Source organism: Mesorhizobium sp. M1334, from assembly GCF_040317995.1.
GTDB lineage: Bacteria > Pseudomonadota > Alphaproteobacteria > Rhizobiales > Rhizobiaceae > Mesorhizobium.
Genome location: NZ_JAMYLM010000001.1, coordinates 220,849 through 235,446, shown reverse-complemented (window position 1 = coordinate 235,446; position 14,598 = coordinate 220,849). Strand labels below are relative to the sequence as shown.

At 61.7% G+C, this 14,598-nt stretch carries 13 protein-coding genes and 1 pseudogene; 9 read left to right on the top strand and 5 right to left on the bottom strand.

Annotation, left to right across the window (positions count from 1 at the left end; genetic code table 11):
- Positions 1 to 113 precede the first annotated feature (113 nt).
- The 6 genes from NKH17_RS01170 to NKH17_RS01145 all read left to right on the top strand — a co-directional run bounded on the left by NKH17_RS01170 (position 114) and on the right by NKH17_RS01145 (position 5,906).
- Complete coding sequence (locus NKH17_RS01170; protein WP_292654248.1) at positions 114 to 572, top strand: PaaI family thioesterase; 459 nt, start codon at positions 114 to 116, stop codon at positions 570 to 572.
- Positions 573 to 599: 27 nt separating this feature from the next.
- Positions 600 to 1,280 (top strand): 5'-methylthioadenosine/S-adenosylhomocysteine nucleosidase, encoded by a 681-nt coding sequence (locus NKH17_RS01165; protein ID WP_352897981.1) that lies wholly within the window; start codon positions 600 to 602, stop codon positions 1,278 to 1,280.
- Positions 1,281 to 1,335: 55 nt separating this feature from the next.
- Positions 1,336 to 2,898, top strand: coding sequence for a glutamine-hydrolyzing GMP synthase (gene guaA / locus NKH17_RS01160; protein WP_352475807.1), 1,563 nt, complete (start codon positions 1,336 to 1,338; stop codon positions 2,896 to 2,898).
- A 333-nt stretch (positions 2,899 to 3,231) separates the two neighbouring features.
- The gene (locus NKH17_RS01155) at positions 3,232 to 4,164 is read left to right on the top strand and encodes an alpha/beta hydrolase (protein ID WP_352475806.1); all 933 of its coding nucleotides are present in this window, start codon (positions 3,232 to 3,234) and stop codon (positions 4,162 to 4,164) included.
- A 19-nt stretch (positions 4,165 to 4,183) separates the two neighbouring features.
- Positions 4,184 to 5,131 (top strand): sigma-70 family RNA polymerase sigma factor, encoded by a 948-nt coding sequence (locus tag NKH17_RS01150; RefSeq protein WP_352475805.1) that lies wholly within the window; start codon positions 4,184 to 4,186, stop codon positions 5,129 to 5,131.
- 37 nt (positions 5,132 to 5,168) lie between these two features.
- Positions 5,169 to 5,906, top strand: coding sequence for an SGNH/GDSL hydrolase family protein (locus tag NKH17_RS01145; protein ID WP_352801130.1), 738 nt, complete (start codon positions 5,169 to 5,171; stop codon positions 5,904 to 5,906).
- A 793-nt stretch (positions 5,907 to 6,699) separates the two neighbouring features.
- Here NKH17_RS01145 and NKH17_RS01135 read toward each other — a convergent pair.
- A complete protein-coding gene (locus NKH17_RS01135) occupies positions 6,700 to 7,347 on the bottom strand; it encodes a TetR/AcrR family transcriptional regulator (RefSeq protein WP_352897979.1) in 648 nt (215 codons plus the stop codon).
- 286 nt (positions 7,348 to 7,633) lie between these two features.
- Between NKH17_RS01135 and NKH17_RS01130 the strand changes: the two genes are divergently transcribed.
- Positions 7,634 to 8,527 carry an NAD(P)/FAD-dependent oxidoreductase gene (locus NKH17_RS01130; protein ID WP_352475802.1) on the top strand — a complete coding sequence of 298 codons (894 nt, stop codon included), beginning with the start codon at positions 7,634 to 7,636 and terminating at the stop codon, positions 8,525 to 8,527.
- 601 nt (positions 8,528 to 9,128) lie between these two features.
- On the opposite strand, the gene NKH17_RS01125 is transcribed toward NKH17_RS01130, so the two are convergent.
- Together NKH17_RS01125 and NKH17_RS01120 are read right to left on the bottom strand one after the other, a co-directional pair.
- Positions 9,129 to 9,608 (bottom strand): SRPBCC domain-containing protein, encoded by a 480-nt coding sequence (locus NKH17_RS01125; RefSeq protein WP_352897977.1) that lies wholly within the window; start codon positions 9,606 to 9,608, stop codon positions 9,129 to 9,131.
- A 16-nt stretch (positions 9,609 to 9,624) separates the two neighbouring features.
- The gene (locus NKH17_RS01120) at positions 9,625 to 9,984 is read right to left on the bottom strand and encodes an ArsR/SmtB family transcription factor (protein WP_352898091.1); all 360 of its coding nucleotides are present in this window, start codon (positions 9,982 to 9,984) and stop codon (positions 9,625 to 9,627) included.
- A gap of 572 nt (positions 9,985 to 10,556) precedes the next feature.
- Here NKH17_RS01120 and NKH17_RS01115 point away from each other — a divergent pair.
- The gene (locus NKH17_RS01115) at positions 10,557 to 11,768 is read left to right on the top strand and encodes a carboxymuconolactone decarboxylase family protein (RefSeq protein WP_352897974.1); all 1,212 of its coding nucleotides are present in this window, start codon (positions 10,557 to 10,559) and stop codon (positions 11,766 to 11,768) included.
- A gap of 202 nt (positions 11,769 to 11,970) precedes the next feature.
- On the opposite strand, the pseudogene NKH17_RS01110 reads toward NKH17_RS01115, so the two are convergent.
- Both NKH17_RS01110 and NKH17_RS01105 read right to left on the bottom strand, forming a co-directional pair.
- Positions 11,971 to 12,561 (bottom strand): annotated as a pseudogene (locus tag NKH17_RS01110) (NADPH-dependent F420 reductase); the annotation flags it as partial.
- 41 nt (positions 12,562 to 12,602) lie between these two features.
- Positions 12,603 to 13,337: an SDR family NAD(P)-dependent oxidoreductase gene (locus tag NKH17_RS01105; RefSeq protein WP_254818893.1), complete on the bottom strand. Its 735-nt coding sequence runs from the start codon at positions 13,335 to 13,337 to the stop codon at positions 12,603 to 12,605.
- 261 nt (positions 13,338 to 13,598) lie between these two features.
- Between NKH17_RS01105 and NKH17_RS01100 the strand changes: the two genes are divergently transcribed.
- The gene (locus NKH17_RS01100) at positions 13,599 to 14,495 is read left to right on the top strand and encodes a LysR family transcriptional regulator (protein ID WP_254818892.1); all 897 of its coding nucleotides are present in this window, start codon (positions 13,599 to 13,601) and stop codon (positions 14,493 to 14,495) included.
- The last annotated feature ends 103 nt before the right edge of the window (positions 14,496 to 14,598 follow it).

Sequence of the window (14,598 nt, the reverse complement as noted above, 5' to 3'; positions counted from 1 at the left end):
ACACAGAGCCGGGGCCGAATGCTGCAGTGCAGCATTTGCGATTGCCTGTCGCCCAGCCCTCTGCGATAAATGACTTTGCAATAAGATTTGCCGAGAAACGAAGGGCGACGGCCATGGCAGCAAAGATCGTTCCTGCTCCCGATTATGAGGACCGCGTCAGGACGTCCTTTGCGCGCCAGAACGCGATGATGACGATTGGCGCCGAGCTGACGCTGGTGACGCCCGGCATCATCGAGATCGAAATGCCCTATTCGGCGGCTCTGACGCAGCAGCATGGCTTTCTCCATGCCGGCGTCATTTCGACGGCTCTCGACTCGGCCTGCGGCTATGCGGCATTCTCGCTGATGCCGGAAAATTCCGGCGTGCTGACCATCGAGTTCAAGGTCAACCTGCTGGCGCCCGGCAGGGGCGAGCGTTTCCTGTTCCGCGGCTCGGTGACCAAGCCCGGCCGCACCATTATCGTCGCCGACGGCCAGGCCTATGCGTTCGCCACCGACGGCGAGGCCAAGCTGATTGCCACAATGACCGGAACGATGATGACAGTGCTCGGCCGCGACGGTATCGAAGGCTGAGGAACGGGCAGGGGAGGATCGACGATCATGGCCGGCAAGGCACCTGGTGAGCTCACCCCGATCTCCGGCAAGTCCGTTCTCTTCGTCATGGCAGCCGAAGCCGAATACGGTCCACACCTGCAGCGGCTGTTCACGCCGCTGATGACCGGCGTCGGACCGGTCGAGGCCGGCGTCGGACTTAGCGCCGAACTGTCCCGGCTGAAGACCGAAAAGGCGCTGCCCGATCTCGTCGTGTCGCTCGGGTCGGCGGGCAGCCGGACGCTGGAGCAGACTGAAATCTACCAGGCCGTTTCAGTCGCCTACCGCGACATGGACGCCTCGCCCCTGGGGTTCGAGAAGGGCGCCACGCCGTTCCTCGACCTGCCTATCAGCGTGCCGCTGCCGTTCAGAGTTCCTGGCATGAGGCAAGCGACGCTGTCGACCGGTGCGGCAATCGTCACCGGCGCCGCCTACGACGCGATCGCGGCCGACATGGTCGATATGGAGACCTTCGCCTGCCTGCGCGCCTGCCAGCTGTTCGACGTGCCGCTTATTGGCCTGCGCGGTATTTCCGACGGGGCAGCCGATCTGAGGCATGTCGGCGACTGGACCGAATATCTGCACGTCATCGACGAGAAGCTGGCCGCGGCGGTGCAACTGCTGGAACAGGCGATCGCCTCCGGCGCAATCGAGTTTGATCTGTCGCGTGAAGATGCGGAATCGGAATGAGAGAGAGGCCTCGCAACCCATTGCGCCGACTCGTTTCTTTCTCTAAACGCTCGCCATGAAAACAGCCAATCATCCCGACACCGTCCTGATTGTCGATTTCGGCAGCCAGTTTACCCAGCTGATCGCCCGCCGCATCCGCGAGGCCGGCGTCTTTTCCGAGATCGTGCCCTTCCAGTCGGCCGAGGCGGCGTTCAAGCGCATCAATCCGAAGGCGGTGATCCTGTCCGGCGGCCCGGCCTCGACCGCCGACATCGGCAGTCCGCGCGCGCCGCAGATCGTCTTCGACGCCGGCGTGCCGGTGCTCGGCATCTGCTATGGCCAGATGGCGATGTGCGTGCAGATGGGCGGCGTCGCCGAAAGCTCCGACCATCGCGAATTCGGCCGCGCCTTCGTCGAGATCGCCAAGGACAGCCCGTTGTTCGAGGGCCTGTGGGCGCCCGGCCAGCGCCACCAGGTGTGGATGAGCCACGGCGACCGCGTCATCTCCCTGCCCAAGGGGTTCGAGGTGCTCGGAAAATCGGAGGGCTCGCCCTTCGCCATCTTCGGCAATGTCGAACGCAAGATGTACGGCCTCATGTTCCACCCCGAAGTGGTGCATACGCCGGACGGCGCCAGGCTGCTCCAAAACTTCGTCCACAACATCGCCGGTATTGAGGGCGACTGGACGATGCGCGCTTACCGCGAGCACGCGGTCGAGACGATCCGCAAGCAGGTCGGCCAGGGCAAGGTGATCTGCGCGCTTTCAGGCGGCGTCGATTCCTCTGTCGCAGCACTCCTGATCCACGAGGCGGTCGGCGACCAGCTTACCTGCATCCTCGTCGACCACGGGCTGATGCGCAAGGACGAGGCATCGGGCGTGGTGGAGATGTTTCGCCAGCATTACAATCTGCCGCTGATCCTGGTCGACGCTGCGGACCGTTTCATCGGCGCGCTCGAGGGCGAGTCGGACCCCGAGAAGAAGCGCAAGACCATCGGGCGGCTGTTCATCGAGGTGTTCGAGGAGGAGGCCGAGAAGCTCGGCGGCGCCGATTTTCTGGCGCAAGGCACCCTCTATCCCGATGTCATCGAAAGCGTCTCTTTCAGCGGCGGACCGTCGGTGACGATCAAGTCGCACCATAATGTCGGCGGCTTGCCCGAACGCATGGACATGCAGCTGGTCGAGCCGCTGCGCGAATTGTTCAAGGACGAGGTGAGGGCGCTCGGCAAGGAACTCGGCCTGCCCGACAGCTTCATCGGCCGGCATCCGTTCCCCGGTCCCGGTCTCGCCATCCGCTGCCCGGGCGGCATCACCCGCGAAAAGCTGGAGATCCTGCGCGAGGCCGACGCCATCTATCTCGACGAGATCCGCAAGGCCGGCCTCTACGACGCCATCTGGCAGGCTTTCGCCGTGCTGCTGCCGGTGCAGACCGTCGGCGTGATGGGCGACGGCCGCACCTACGAGTTCGTCTGCGCGCTGCGCGCCGTCACCTCGGTCGACGGCATGACGGCGGATTTCTACCACTACGACATGGCCTTCCTCGGTGCCGCCGCTACGCGCATCATCAACGAAGTGCGCGGCATCAACCGCGTCGTCTACGACGTGACGAGCAAGCCCCCAGGTACAATCGAGTGGGAGTGACGAGGAGTACTGCGGAGTAGAAGAGGATAGAGCAGCATGTTTAAAGCGATGTTGGCTCGGCGATAATAGTCAATAGTCCCAGCCCCCGGCCACCCGGCGACGGCATAGACGAAGCATCTGGCCGATCGGCGAATGTCTGGAACGACCGTCCCACAGAGAAGGGTGGAGCAGCCTAGCCTTGCTGGGTTTGACACCCGGGGTCCGCGGCAACTGCCACCGGCGAGGCGTTGCATCTGCCGGCCACGTATCCTTTCGCTGGGTTCATCCGTCTTAGCTGTTCATGGGCACGGTCATCCTTGACATCGCCCTCCTGGACGAATTGGAGCGTGACAAATGAACAGCAAGCAGAGCCTAGCGAACAAGATACACTACGACACGCTCGCGGAGGCTTTCCGCAGCGGTCGAGAATCGCCACAGGAAGCATCCGAGTGGTCCGTTTTGACGGCAGAACCGGGCGGCGTCGATTACGTCGAGACGAACGTCGGCGACAAGACCGCGCTGTGGGTTCAGCCAAAAACGGCAGCCAAAGACCGGGTCATGCTTTACCTGCACGGCGGTGGCTATGTCGGCGGATCGATCTGGACCCATCGCAAGATGGTCGGACACCTTGCTAAGGCGATCGGCTGTTACGCTCTGCTCGCTACGTACGACTACGTTTTCCAGAGCAAGTTTCCGCGCCAAATCGAGCAGGCCGTGACCGCGTTCGAATGGCTCGCCGAGCAGGGTGTCGCGCCGAAGCACACCATAGCTGCAGGCGATTCCGCTGGTGCTGGCCTGATCGTTGCGGCGGCGATGAAACTCCGTGATGCGGGACGGCCGCTGCCGGCCGCGATCCTCAGCATCTCTGGCTGGTATGATCTGTCGGCGAGCGGGCACTCTTACGAAAGCAACCGCGAGAAGGACGCCTTCTTCCAGAAGGCGGTCGTGGATATGCTGGTATCGCAAGTCCTTGCAGGGACCGATCCCCGGCATCCACTCGCCAGCCCGATCTTTGCCGATCTGAAGGGCCTGCCGCGGATCTATCTGCAAGTGGGCGGAGACGAAACCCTGCTCGACGACAGCCGAGCGCTCGCCGACCGCGCGAAAGCCGCCGGCGTCGAGGTGCGCATAGACGTATTTCCGGGGATGCTGCACTCGTTCCAGATGATGGCCGGCCGCGCTCCCGAAGCCGACGACGCGATCGCGCGGTTGGCACAATGGGTTCGCCCCAAGCTTGGTCTGGCCGCAACCGCGGAAACACGCGCTGAAGGTCAGGAGGTCGCATGACTGGCAAATTGAAACCAAGATGTGGCAGCTGAAGGACATGCCCGAACGACCGACCGGCCTGTTCGATGCGCGATATCGCGCCTTCCTCGAGACGGTGTCAGGCGTCCGCGCCCAACTGCATCGCTACTGCGCCCGCATGACGGCCTCACGCCTCGACGGTGAGGATCTCGTGCAGGAGACGCTGTTCGAGGCCTATACGAACATTGAGACCCTCGACGATGCCCGCCGGCTGAAGCCCTGGCTGTTTCGCATCGCTCACAATCGCTGCATCGACTTTCTGAGGCGACGCGATGTGCGCGAGCGCGCGGAGCACGCCTATTCGGACGACATCGGCGTTGTCTCTGCAGAGCCGGCAGCGACCGATGCACGCCGCGCCATCGAACGGCTGGTTGGCCACTTGCCGCCCAAGGAGCGCGCCTGCATCCTCCTGAAGGACGTGTTCGACTATTCGCTGGAAGAGACCGCAGAACTCGTGGACTCGACGGTTGGGGGCGTCAAATCCGCGCTCTCCCGCGGACGGGCGAAGCTCGCCGACTTGCCCCCTGAACCTGCCGGTGAACCGAACCGTCCGCTTGATCCCGACACCGCGCGGCTCTTGCAGCGCTATGTTGACCTCTTCAACCGCCATGACTGGGATGGCGTGCGGAGCCTCACCAGCGCCGATGCTCGGTTGCGGGTCGCCGACTGCTTCGACGGCCTGCTCAGAAGTTCTCCCTATTTCGTCGAATACGAGCGAAACCCGGAGACGTGGACCATGGAGTTGGGGGCGATCGACGGAGAGCCTGTCCTGATCGTGCTCTTCCAGCGAGGCGACCGGTGGCTGGTCGCGTGGCCGGTTCGTGTCCATGTCGCCGGTCGCGTCATCGATCGCATCGAAGATTATTATGGCTGTCCATGGATGTTGGGAAACGCCGCGGAATCCGACCTGAAACTCATGACTGGGCCAGCCATTTTGGGAAGAGCATAAGGCGACGATTTCTCACTTCTGGCCTGGCGGAGTTACGATGGTGCGTCCTCAACGAAAAATCGTGGCGTGCCTCGGATCGAGCAGCACGGCGGGCAAGGGCCAGGCATTCGATTGGATGGCGGAGCTCCGCCGGCGGCCGGGCAACGGGCAATTTGAGTTCCGGAATTTTGGCGTCGGCGGCGACTTGGCCTACAACGCGCTGCAGCGGTTGCCGGATGTGCTCGCCTGTCGTCCCGACAAGGTCATCGTCTGGGTCGGCGGGAATGATGTTCTCACGCTCGTGTCACGCAAAGTGCGGCGGTTCTTTACGTTTTGGAAGCGTCTGCCCCGCACGCCTTCGCCCGATTGGTTCCACGAGAATCTGGCCGAGATAGCACGCAGGCTGAAGCGCGAGACGGCGGCGGACATCGGCCTTTGCTCGCTCCCTCCGATAGGAGAAGCGCCGGATTCGGACGACCCGTTCCAGAGCGAGCTCAACCGGCGGATCAAGGAATATTCTGCGATCGTGGCGGCCATCGCGCACGAGGAACGCTGCGGCTATGTCCCCCTCCATGAGGCGCTCACCGAGGCGGTTCGCGCCTCGCCTGGCCGGGCCTACACGGCGTTCAACTTTCTTCCATTCTATCGCGATGCTTTTCGCGTACTGGTGCTGCGGCAGAGCCCGGACGATGTCGCACGCCGAAATGGCTGGCAGTTTCACACCGACGGCGTGCACTTGAACAGCCGCGCAGGGCGGATCGTGGCGGATCGCATGCAGAAGTTCATTGACGCCTGAACCTGTGCGGCCGTGTCCGATTGTGCAGCTGTCTGAATTGTCTTATCGCGCAGGCTGTCGGCATTTTTCTCAGGTTCGGCCCAACTGATCTCGCGTAGTGACGGTACTTCTCTCGCTCACGCCAAACTACGCTATGGGCTCGATGAGACGAGAAATCGACCGATTCATGCCGGTAGTCGCTGGAACCGACTAGATTTCCACCATCGAAGTTCCCCTGCAAATTTCTGACGGATCGCGGAGTCGATCTTTTGGCGAAGGCCGAAAAGCTTTGTGCTTCTGAAACAGCACATTACAATACGTCGCGAGGATCGAGTGGGAGGGCCGCTCGGAGCTTTTGGCGGTGCTTTTCGTATCCGATAGAGCATTCTAAAAAGTACCGTCATTCGTTCTTAGGGTTTGACGGTACTTTTCTGTGCGTCAACGCTTTGAAATATATAACGGAAATTGCCCGTAGCATGACATTTTCCGCGCCGACGGTACTTTAGTTATCGACATACATAGTTTCAGCTTTGGCTGCGGTGCCGATCGGTGTTCCGGACCTGATCGCATATCGTCGGATGGCACCGTCGCATCACCTATCAAACGTTGTCCCGACTGCTGCCGGATCTGCGATGGAGAGAAGCGTCGACCGCATCCAGGCGGGAGCTTGGACCGCGGTAGATGCGAGCGTCTTTTTATCGTTGGGAGAAAGATGAGGTGCCGCGATCTGTGCAAGCTCGGCCGCGCGCGCCGGCCCAATATGACGAAGCGCCTGGACGACGTCCCGGCCAAGCTGCCCGGAGCAATCAAATGCTTATCCGCCCGCGTGGTCGTTGCCACCGTGCGCGGCGATGAACATGGCGACGGCCGACCGGCAATAGGATTCGATTTCGTTGTCGTCCTCTGCTCTCGCCTCATCGAAGCGTGCGATAATCAGGAGATCGGATCCTTTGAAAAGCGCAGCAAACAAGCGGGCGGACCGGAGAGGATCGGGCACGTTCAGAACCGCCTTCGCGTGCAACTGACGCAACAGGGCCTCGATTTGGGCGATGACATGGGCGGGACCGGCTTCGTAATGGAGCTTGCTTAACGACTTTTGATTCGTCTTGTCGGCCATGATCATGGCTTCGACACTGCGGACGTCCGGGCTCAACAGCGTGCGAAGCAGGGGTAATCCCACCGCCATGAGCTGATCTTCGGCCGAACCGTCGACGCCTTCAAAAAGAGCCTGTGGTGCAAACTGATGGCAGCGGGTCGCGATGGCCGCGCTGAACAGCGCCTCCTTGTTCTCGAAGTGCCGATAGATGCTAAGCTTGGATATCTTCGCCCGCTGGGCGACCTTGTCCAATGTCGTCGCTTGAAAACCCAATTCCACAAAGAGTTCGCACGCGGCGTCGACTATCGTTTGGCCAAGCGCCTCGTTGGCGGGCCGGCCGCGCCGGCCCTGGCTGTTTACAGTCACGACAATTCCCGTACTTGACAGTATCCTAATTCTTGCATTACGATACCATGTAGTATCTGAAATGTGCAAGCCAATGGGTAGGTTTCAACCTGTCCTCCAAATCAAGTTTCCCGGGCGCCCGGCGATATCGAATGCGGCATTGTCCGGCCGGTCAACACAGTGATGGGCGACTTTCTCGTCGATGCCGAAGCCCTGCTCGCTGCCGGTCTCGAGCGCGTATCGCTGGACGATATTCGCGCCAGGCCCAGCCCAACCCCCCTCCATCCACAACACGGAGTTTATCACCATGGATGACGTCATCATCATCGGCGGCAGCTTTGCCGGTCTCGCCGGCGCCCTGCAGCTCGGCCGTGCCCGCCGCAAGGTCACCGTTCTCGATACCGGCCTGCCGCGCAATCGCTTCGCCGGCCACTCGCATGGCCTGCTCGGTCACGATCACAAGCCACCGCTGGACATCCTGGCCGAGGCGCGGCAGCAGCTGGCGCGTTATCCCACGATCAGGCTGGTCAGCGCCCGGGCCGACAGCGTCTCCGGCGCCATCGACGATTTCTCCGTCCTCACTGGCGATGGCGAAAGCCTTGGGGCGCGCCGCCTGATCCTGAGCTATGGCGTCGCCGACCAGATGCCTGATGTTCGGGGCTTTGCCGAAGGCTGGGGCACGTCCATCGTGCCCTGTCCCTATTGCGACGGCTTTGAAGTCGCCGGCCAGCATTGGGGCCTTATCTGGTCCGGCCCGCAGTCGCAAAATTATGTCAGGCTGTACCACGATTGGACCGACACGTTGACGCTCTTCGCCGATGGTCACGACATTCCACCCGATATCCGGGCCGATCTGGCGCGCCGCAACATACCTGTCGTCGATGGCCGGATAACCGAGATCGCCCATCACGGGGGCCATATTGCCACCGTCAATCTCGATACCGGCCGCAATGTCGCAGTCGACATCCTGTTCGCCCATCCGCGCAACAAGCCGTCCGCAAGCCTGCATGAATCACTGGGCCTCGCCACGGTGGATACGCCCCTCGGCATCGCCCTCAAGGTCGACGAGCGCCGCGAAACCAGCATGCCCGGCATCTACGCCGCCGGCGACCTCGCCAACCCCCTCATGGCCTCGGTCACCACGGCATCATCGCACGGCGCGATGGCGGGCATCTTCGCCCAGCAGTCGATGCTGGTTTGAGAGCACAGATACCCTTCTCCGGTTGCCGCGGGCCATCATATTATGAAGGTTGCGGGCCGGTGCCACGGAAACGCGGGGCCCCTCTCCCCTGAGGGGCGTCTTTGGCCGGTCAGCTGCGTCAGATCATCACGAAAGAGGATGCCGCTAACCTTCGACGCCTCATGGCTCTTCGAAATCCACTTTCGCACTATCGGAACATCAATGATCCGGTAAATCTATCGCGACGCGTCTTGGACTCGCAGCGCCGGTAGAGCACCATCTACTAAGCGATGCCAGCTTTGCAATCAGCATGGCGGTCAGGCTTCTGGCGCTACCACCGTTCCGACTGAGCGGCCGAACTATCCTCGACGAGGACATTTGATTGCGGCCCACCGCGCACGTCGGCCTCAGAATGCGTTTCCGAATGCGGTAGTGCTCCAGCGTAGAATGGCGCGCAAAAAGGTGGTTGAGGCGGACGCGCACGACGAGACCACCTCGGTTGGTCGTGTTGCCAATGAGGTTGATGATGGTCTCGTAGGTCCGCAGAGGGCGGCGACGACCTCGTCGGGGTTCTCTTCCGCGTAGTGAAGAGCCAAGCGGCCGACCCGCGAGATCGACGACTTCATGACCGTCCCACGCTCGCGCCCAGGGTGATAAGAAGCTCGTCCAGTTGCTCGAACGTCTCGACCATTGCATCCGCCGCCCCGGTGCCGGCAGCGTCGAGAACTTCCTTCGAGGGATAGAGCTCGTGCAGGACCAGCAGCGTCTTGCCACCTTTTTCCTCGAAGGTCACCGTGGTCACGGGCCCACCCTCACCATCTTCCTCATTGGTCCAGACGAGGCGCGAGTGCGCTGTCACTTCGAGGTACGTGCCGAAGAACACCATAGCATCGGGTTCGAACTCGAGACGGTACTTGCCCCCGACACGAACATCCATTTCGCAGGAACGCAGGAGCATGCCCATCGACTTCGGCACCCACCACAGCTTGAACAGCTCGGGCTTGGTCCACGCCTCGAACACGATGCGCGCCGGGCCGTCAAAGGTTCGCGTAACGACTAGCTCACGCTCGGACTTCCGTTCCACCGTCGTGCGGTTCTTCATGGGGGTAGGCTCACTCTCACTTCCTGCGTCCATCGACCTTCTCCTTCTGTTTCAGTTCCTCGATAACCTTATCCAACTCGTCGAAGCGTGCGTCCCAGAGCTGGTTGTACCTCTCGATCCATGCCGCCTCTTCCTCTAGTCGGCGCAGGCCGAGCTTGCAGGTCCGCACGCGTCCGACCTTCTCCGTGGTCACGAGCCCCGCCTGCTCCAAGACGTCGACATGCTTTTTCATGCCCGTGAGGGTCATGTGGAACTTTTCGGCAAGGTCCGTGATCGAAGCGTCTGCACGTCCGAGATGCTCCAGAACGCCGCGTCGGGTGGCGTCCGAGAGCGCGGCGAACGAGGCATCGAAGCGGATCCGACCATACTGAACCATGTGGTTCAGTATGTAACACACGGATTAGCGGCATTCAAGGGCAGGCCGAGCGCGCGCTGCGTTGGTTCTCCATTGAGTGTAGAAAAAATTGCGCCGTTAGATCAGGGCGTTGCCATACTCAAGAACAATCGAGTGGGAGTGAGGGGCGTGCTGTGGAGTAAAGTAGGATAGGATATCGCGCTGTAGGCGATACCAGCACAGCAAAAGTAGCCGAGAGTTCTCAATTTCGCGATGACTGGGATCAGCCGGCATTAGCGTCGGCTCCGATGATACAAACCCTCGACTGCAGAGGTCACGTTCCGAGGGTTTGTATCAAATCCGGCTGTGCCTGGTGTGGGGCGGTCGCGACCAGCATTCCTTGTCGAGCGCCTTCGACTATGGCTAGTTCCGCGATGCCTTCTTTGGTTTCGCGGCCACGTCCGGGACGCTTCGTGAAAGAGATCGCCGATGTCGTGTCGCCCTAACGCAGCAATAACCGAGCACAACGCACCCGCCTCCGGCCAGAGTTTTTTGGAGCTGCCCTTGTCGCCGTGGGCGGGACTCTCGCCACGATCAATCAGAAGGCATATGCAATGACAACAACATCTCAAGATAGTCGTTATTCGCGCGGTCTTGAAATCTTACGGCAGATTGGCGGAGAGAATTTCGACGCGCCGATTAATAGTCTTGCCGAGACATCCGTCGACCTTTCTCGTTTCACCGTAGAATACCCATACGGAGACATTCTATCGCGGCCAGGTCTCGACCTCCCATTGCGTCAGCTGTGCACTATTTCAATGCTGCTTGCCGACGGAAGCGCCCAGCCGCAGTTGAAGTTTCATATGGCGGGCTTCCTCAACGCCGGCGGCGAGCCAAAGGCGCTCATCGAACTCATGTTTATATCTGTAGCGCTCCTCGGCTTCCCGCCAACGGTAAATGCGATCGGCCTTATTCGTGCGGTGTTCGCTGAGCGCAAGCTCGCTTTTGAACCCATCGAGCCCTCCGCAGGCGATGGATCGACACGCCGACAGGCCGGGTTGGAGGCGCTCGACCGGCTCTCTGGAGGCGATGTGCAGGAATATTTCGATGGCTTTGCTGCCGGTTCGCCTGACCTCGCGCAACTCTCCATCGAGTTCGCCTTTGGTGAAATGCTGGCGCGCGACGGCCTCGAACAAAAAGCCAAACTGTTAGCAATCATCTCGATGCTTGCTGCCAGCGGCAATCGTGCGGCGGCCCTCCGTCTTCATCTCGCCGGCGCGCTTGCCCATGGCGTGACGCGAGAGGAAATCATCGAGGTGCTGATCCAGCTCAGCGTCTATCGGGTTTTTCCGGCGGCGCTCAACGCGTTCGCCGTCGCCAAGGATATCTTCGCTGCCGGGTCGCCAACGATTGCGGCAAACGTCCCCCCACCCGCCGTGGTCGCGAGCCGCGCAGACCGGTTGGAACGCGGGCGTGCTACGCTTGCGGAGACGTCCGGTTCATCGGGCGATGCCGTTGTCCGCAGTTTCGATGACGTCGCACCTGATCTCGGTCGAATGATCGTCGAGCATTCTTATGGTGAGGTGTTCTCGCGGAGCGGAATCGACATGAAGTCTCGGGAACTCAGCGCCTGCGCTGCTCTAGCAGCCGTTGGGTCTGCCACGGCAGAGATTCCGCTTCGCGTGCACATCAACGCCGCGTTGAACGTTGGCGCGACGCGGGAAGAAATCCTGGAAACGCTCATAAACCTCACTCCTTACAGCGGCTATCCCGCGACACAGCAGGCGGTTCGTATCGCAGCCGAGGAATTCTCTAAGCGCGGTTAGTCCCAAAAAGGGCAGATCACCTCAGGGGTTTTCAAAACGGCGGACGACGGCCGATAACCGCGGAGCGGACGTAGGAGAGGCCGTCGCGAAACGGTCTCTCTCGCCCATGCGCTTTACTGCTGACGGTCTTTTATCAGGCGCTATGCCGAATGTGCGTGTGCCTGCGAAGCGGAAAATCGACCAATTGATGTCGATAGTCACTCCTCTTGAACAAATCCTGGAAGATGAGCTGGCCCCAAGTACGGCCGCGTGCGTGCACCAGCGCGCCACCCTCGTTGAGCTTTCCCAGCTTGACGGGTGCGAACCCGAGTTGTTTGGCCAAGGCCGCCACGGGAGCGGTCGCGTCCTCGTCGTCGCTCGACAGAAAGACGACCCGGTGGCCGCCGTCGACGACCGGATCCGCAGCCAGGGTGGCCGCAACCAGGTGATTGAAAGCTTTGACGAGCTTGGCGCCGATGAACGCCTTCGCGATGACGACGGAGGACGGGAGACCGTCCAGCTCTTCAGGGACTGGAAACACGTTCGTCGCGTCGATGACTGTCTTGCCTTCCCAGCTCGGCAGGGTCTTCGCAATCTCGCGGTGCTCCCAGAACGGGATTGCCAAGATGATCGTGTCGGCCTCGAGTGCTTCCCGCAGCGACTTGGCGACGACCGTGGGGCCGATCGCCCGAGCCTGCGGCGCCAACGCCTCGGGCGGCCGGCGGCTCGCGACGGTCACGTCGATGTTTTTACGGGCGAAGGCGTGGGCGAGGGCCTGGCCTATCTTACCGAATCCTACAATCGCGTAGCTCATAATACTTCTCCAATCCGTGTTGGTATTGATTCCCCCGGCCTTCAGATGGCCGAGAAGCCGCCATCAACAGACAACTCCACCCCATTCACGAAGCTCGAATCGTCGGAAGCAAGAAACAGCGCGGCCGTCGCAATTTCCTCAGGACGCCCCATCTTTCCCCGCGGGATCAGGGATTCGAACATCTGCTTCGCCTCCTCGGTGAGAACTTGGTCCTGCATCGGTGTGGCGATCGGCCCCGGGTGCAGCACGTTCACCCGGATATTCCTGCCCTTGAGTTCGTTGAGCCACCCGCGCGCGAATGCGTGCAGCGCCGCCTTGCTCCCCGCATACACACTGTAACCAGGAAAACCCTTTACCGAAGCAACTGACCCGGTCATGAAGATCGATCCGCCATCGTTGAACAGCGGCAACGCCTTCTGCACCGTAAACAGCGTGCCGCGCGTATTCAGGCCGAAGGCCGCATCGAAGTGCTGCTCGGTAATCTCGCCCAGTGGGACAGCTTCGCCCGTGCCGGCGCTCGCATACAGGACGTCGATCCTGCCCTTTTCCCGCTTGACTGTATCGAACAGGCGGTCGAGGTCGTCGAGATTGGCCGCGTCGCCGCGCACGCCGGTCACGTTTCGGCCGATCAGCTTGACGGCCTCGTCCAGCGCCTCCTGTCTCCGGCCCGTGATGAAAACATAGGCGCCTTCTTCAACGAACCGCTTGGCGCTCGCCAGCGCCATGCCGCTCGATCCGCCCGTGATGACTGCAACCTTACCCTCAAGCTTTCCCATGACTTCTCCTTTCGTGGTGTCGGGACAGCATCTGCCTCCGAGAACCTCGAAATGGGTCCGCCGGCGTCAGTTATTGAGTGCGGAAGCGCGCACATCGGTGGTGCGAAATCGATCCGGCTGGACGACTGGCGCTATGACCGGTGTCCGCCGTTCGGAATTGGGCCGCGCTCGCCGACATAGGCTATGATGACCGCGCGTATTGCTGTTCGGTGTGTTAGATACGGGCTTTGGAAGGCGCACCCCGCGGTGCGGGATTGCACCATGATCGACTGGGACGACGTTCGCTACTTTCTTGCCGTCGCGCGCGGAGGCTCGGTGCGGGCTGCCGCCGAGCGCCTCGGGGTCAACCACACCACAGTGCTGCGGCGCCTTGCCCAACTGGAGGAGCGGCTGGGGGCGCAGATGTTCGAGAAGCTGCCCTCGGGCTACCGCCTGACGGCTGCGGGCGAGGAGGTCCTCGAGTTCGCGGAGCAGATGGAGGCGTCGTCGAACCGGCTGGAGACGCGAATCTTCGGGCGCGACCAGGGCGTACGCGGACTCTTGCGGGTGACGCTGGCACCGCCCCTCGCGACACACCTGCTCATGCCGGACTTCGCCGATTTCGCGCGCCTGCATCCGGACATCGAGATGGAAATCTTGTCGTCCGGCGAGCTGGCAAATCTGACCAACCGAGAGGCCGATGTCGCGATCCGCGTCGTTTACGACCGCAAAACCCTGCCGCTCAATCTTCACGGCCTGAAGGGACCGGAGCTGTTCGGCGGCGTCTACATGTCTCGCGATCGACTAACCGCATGGCGTGCGGGTTCGTCTGATCCCATCCGGTGGATCGTCATAAGCATTCATGGCATCCCGGACTGGGCCCGCGAGGGTGAGGTTCGCACCACGGGGGTTCCATTCAGGACCACGGACGGCGAGGCGCAGATCGTTGCAGTACGGCAAGGGCTGGGGATGACGACACTGCCGTGCTTCGTCGGGGATGCCGACCCCCTCCTGGTGAGGGTGCCGGGCGCCGACCTGCACATGCATGGAACGCTCTGGCTTCTCACGCAGGGGGAGACACGCAAGACGAAGCGCGTGCGGCTCTTCACGGAGTTCGTATCCCGCAGGCTCGCCGCGTACGCGCCGCTTCTCGCGGGGCTGTCCATATCGCGCGACTGACGTCCGGCAGGTAGTCGATGGCGCGGTCTCAAGCGTACCGCAGCCCGATGTAAATCTCGCGACGGTCTTTTTGGGAACTGCCGGTACGGCTCGGCCGGCGGTC

Coding starts and splice junctions, on each gene's coding strand:
- NKH17_RS01170 (WP_292654248.1), top strand. CDS start 114: ATGGCAGCAAAGATCGTTCCTGCTCCCGATTATGAGGACCGCGTCAGG.
- NKH17_RS01165 (WP_352897981.1), top strand. CDS start 600: ATGGCCGGCAAGGCACCTGGTGAGCTCACCCCGATCTCCGGCAAGTCC.
- guaA (WP_352475807.1), top strand. CDS start 1,336: ATGAAAACAGCCAATCATCCCGACACCGTCCTGATTGTCGATTTCGGC.
- NKH17_RS01155 (WP_352475806.1), top strand. CDS start 3,232: ATGAACAGCAAGCAGAGCCTAGCGAACAAGATACACTACGACACGCTC.
- NKH17_RS01150 (WP_352475805.1), top strand. CDS start 4,184: ATGTGGCAGCTGAAGGACATGCCCGAACGACCGACCGGCCTGTTCGAT.
- NKH17_RS01145 (WP_352801130.1), top strand. CDS start 5,169: ATGGTGCGTCCTCAACGAAAAATCGTGGCGTGCCTCGGATCGAGCAGC.
- NKH17_RS01130 (WP_352475802.1), top strand. CDS start 7,634: ATGGATGACGTCATCATCATCGGCGGCAGCTTTGCCGGTCTCGCCGGC.
- NKH17_RS01125 (WP_352897977.1), bottom strand. CDS start 9,608: ATGAAGAACCGCACGACGGTGGAACGGAAGTCCGAGCGTGAGCTAGTC.
- NKH17_RS01120 (WP_352898091.1), bottom strand. CDS start 9,984: ATGGTTCAGTATGGTCGGATCCGCTTCGATGCCTCGTTCGCCGCGCTC.
- NKH17_RS01115 (WP_352897974.1), top strand. CDS start 10,557: ATGACAACAACATCTCAAGATAGTCGTTATTCGCGCGGTCTTGAAATC.
- NKH17_RS01105 (WP_254818893.1), bottom strand. CDS start 13,337: ATGGGAAAGCTTGAGGGTAAGGTTGCAGTCATCACGGGCGGATCGAGC.
- NKH17_RS01100 (WP_254818892.1), top strand. CDS start 13,599: ATGATCGACTGGGACGACGTTCGCTACTTTCTTGCCGTCGCGCGCGGA.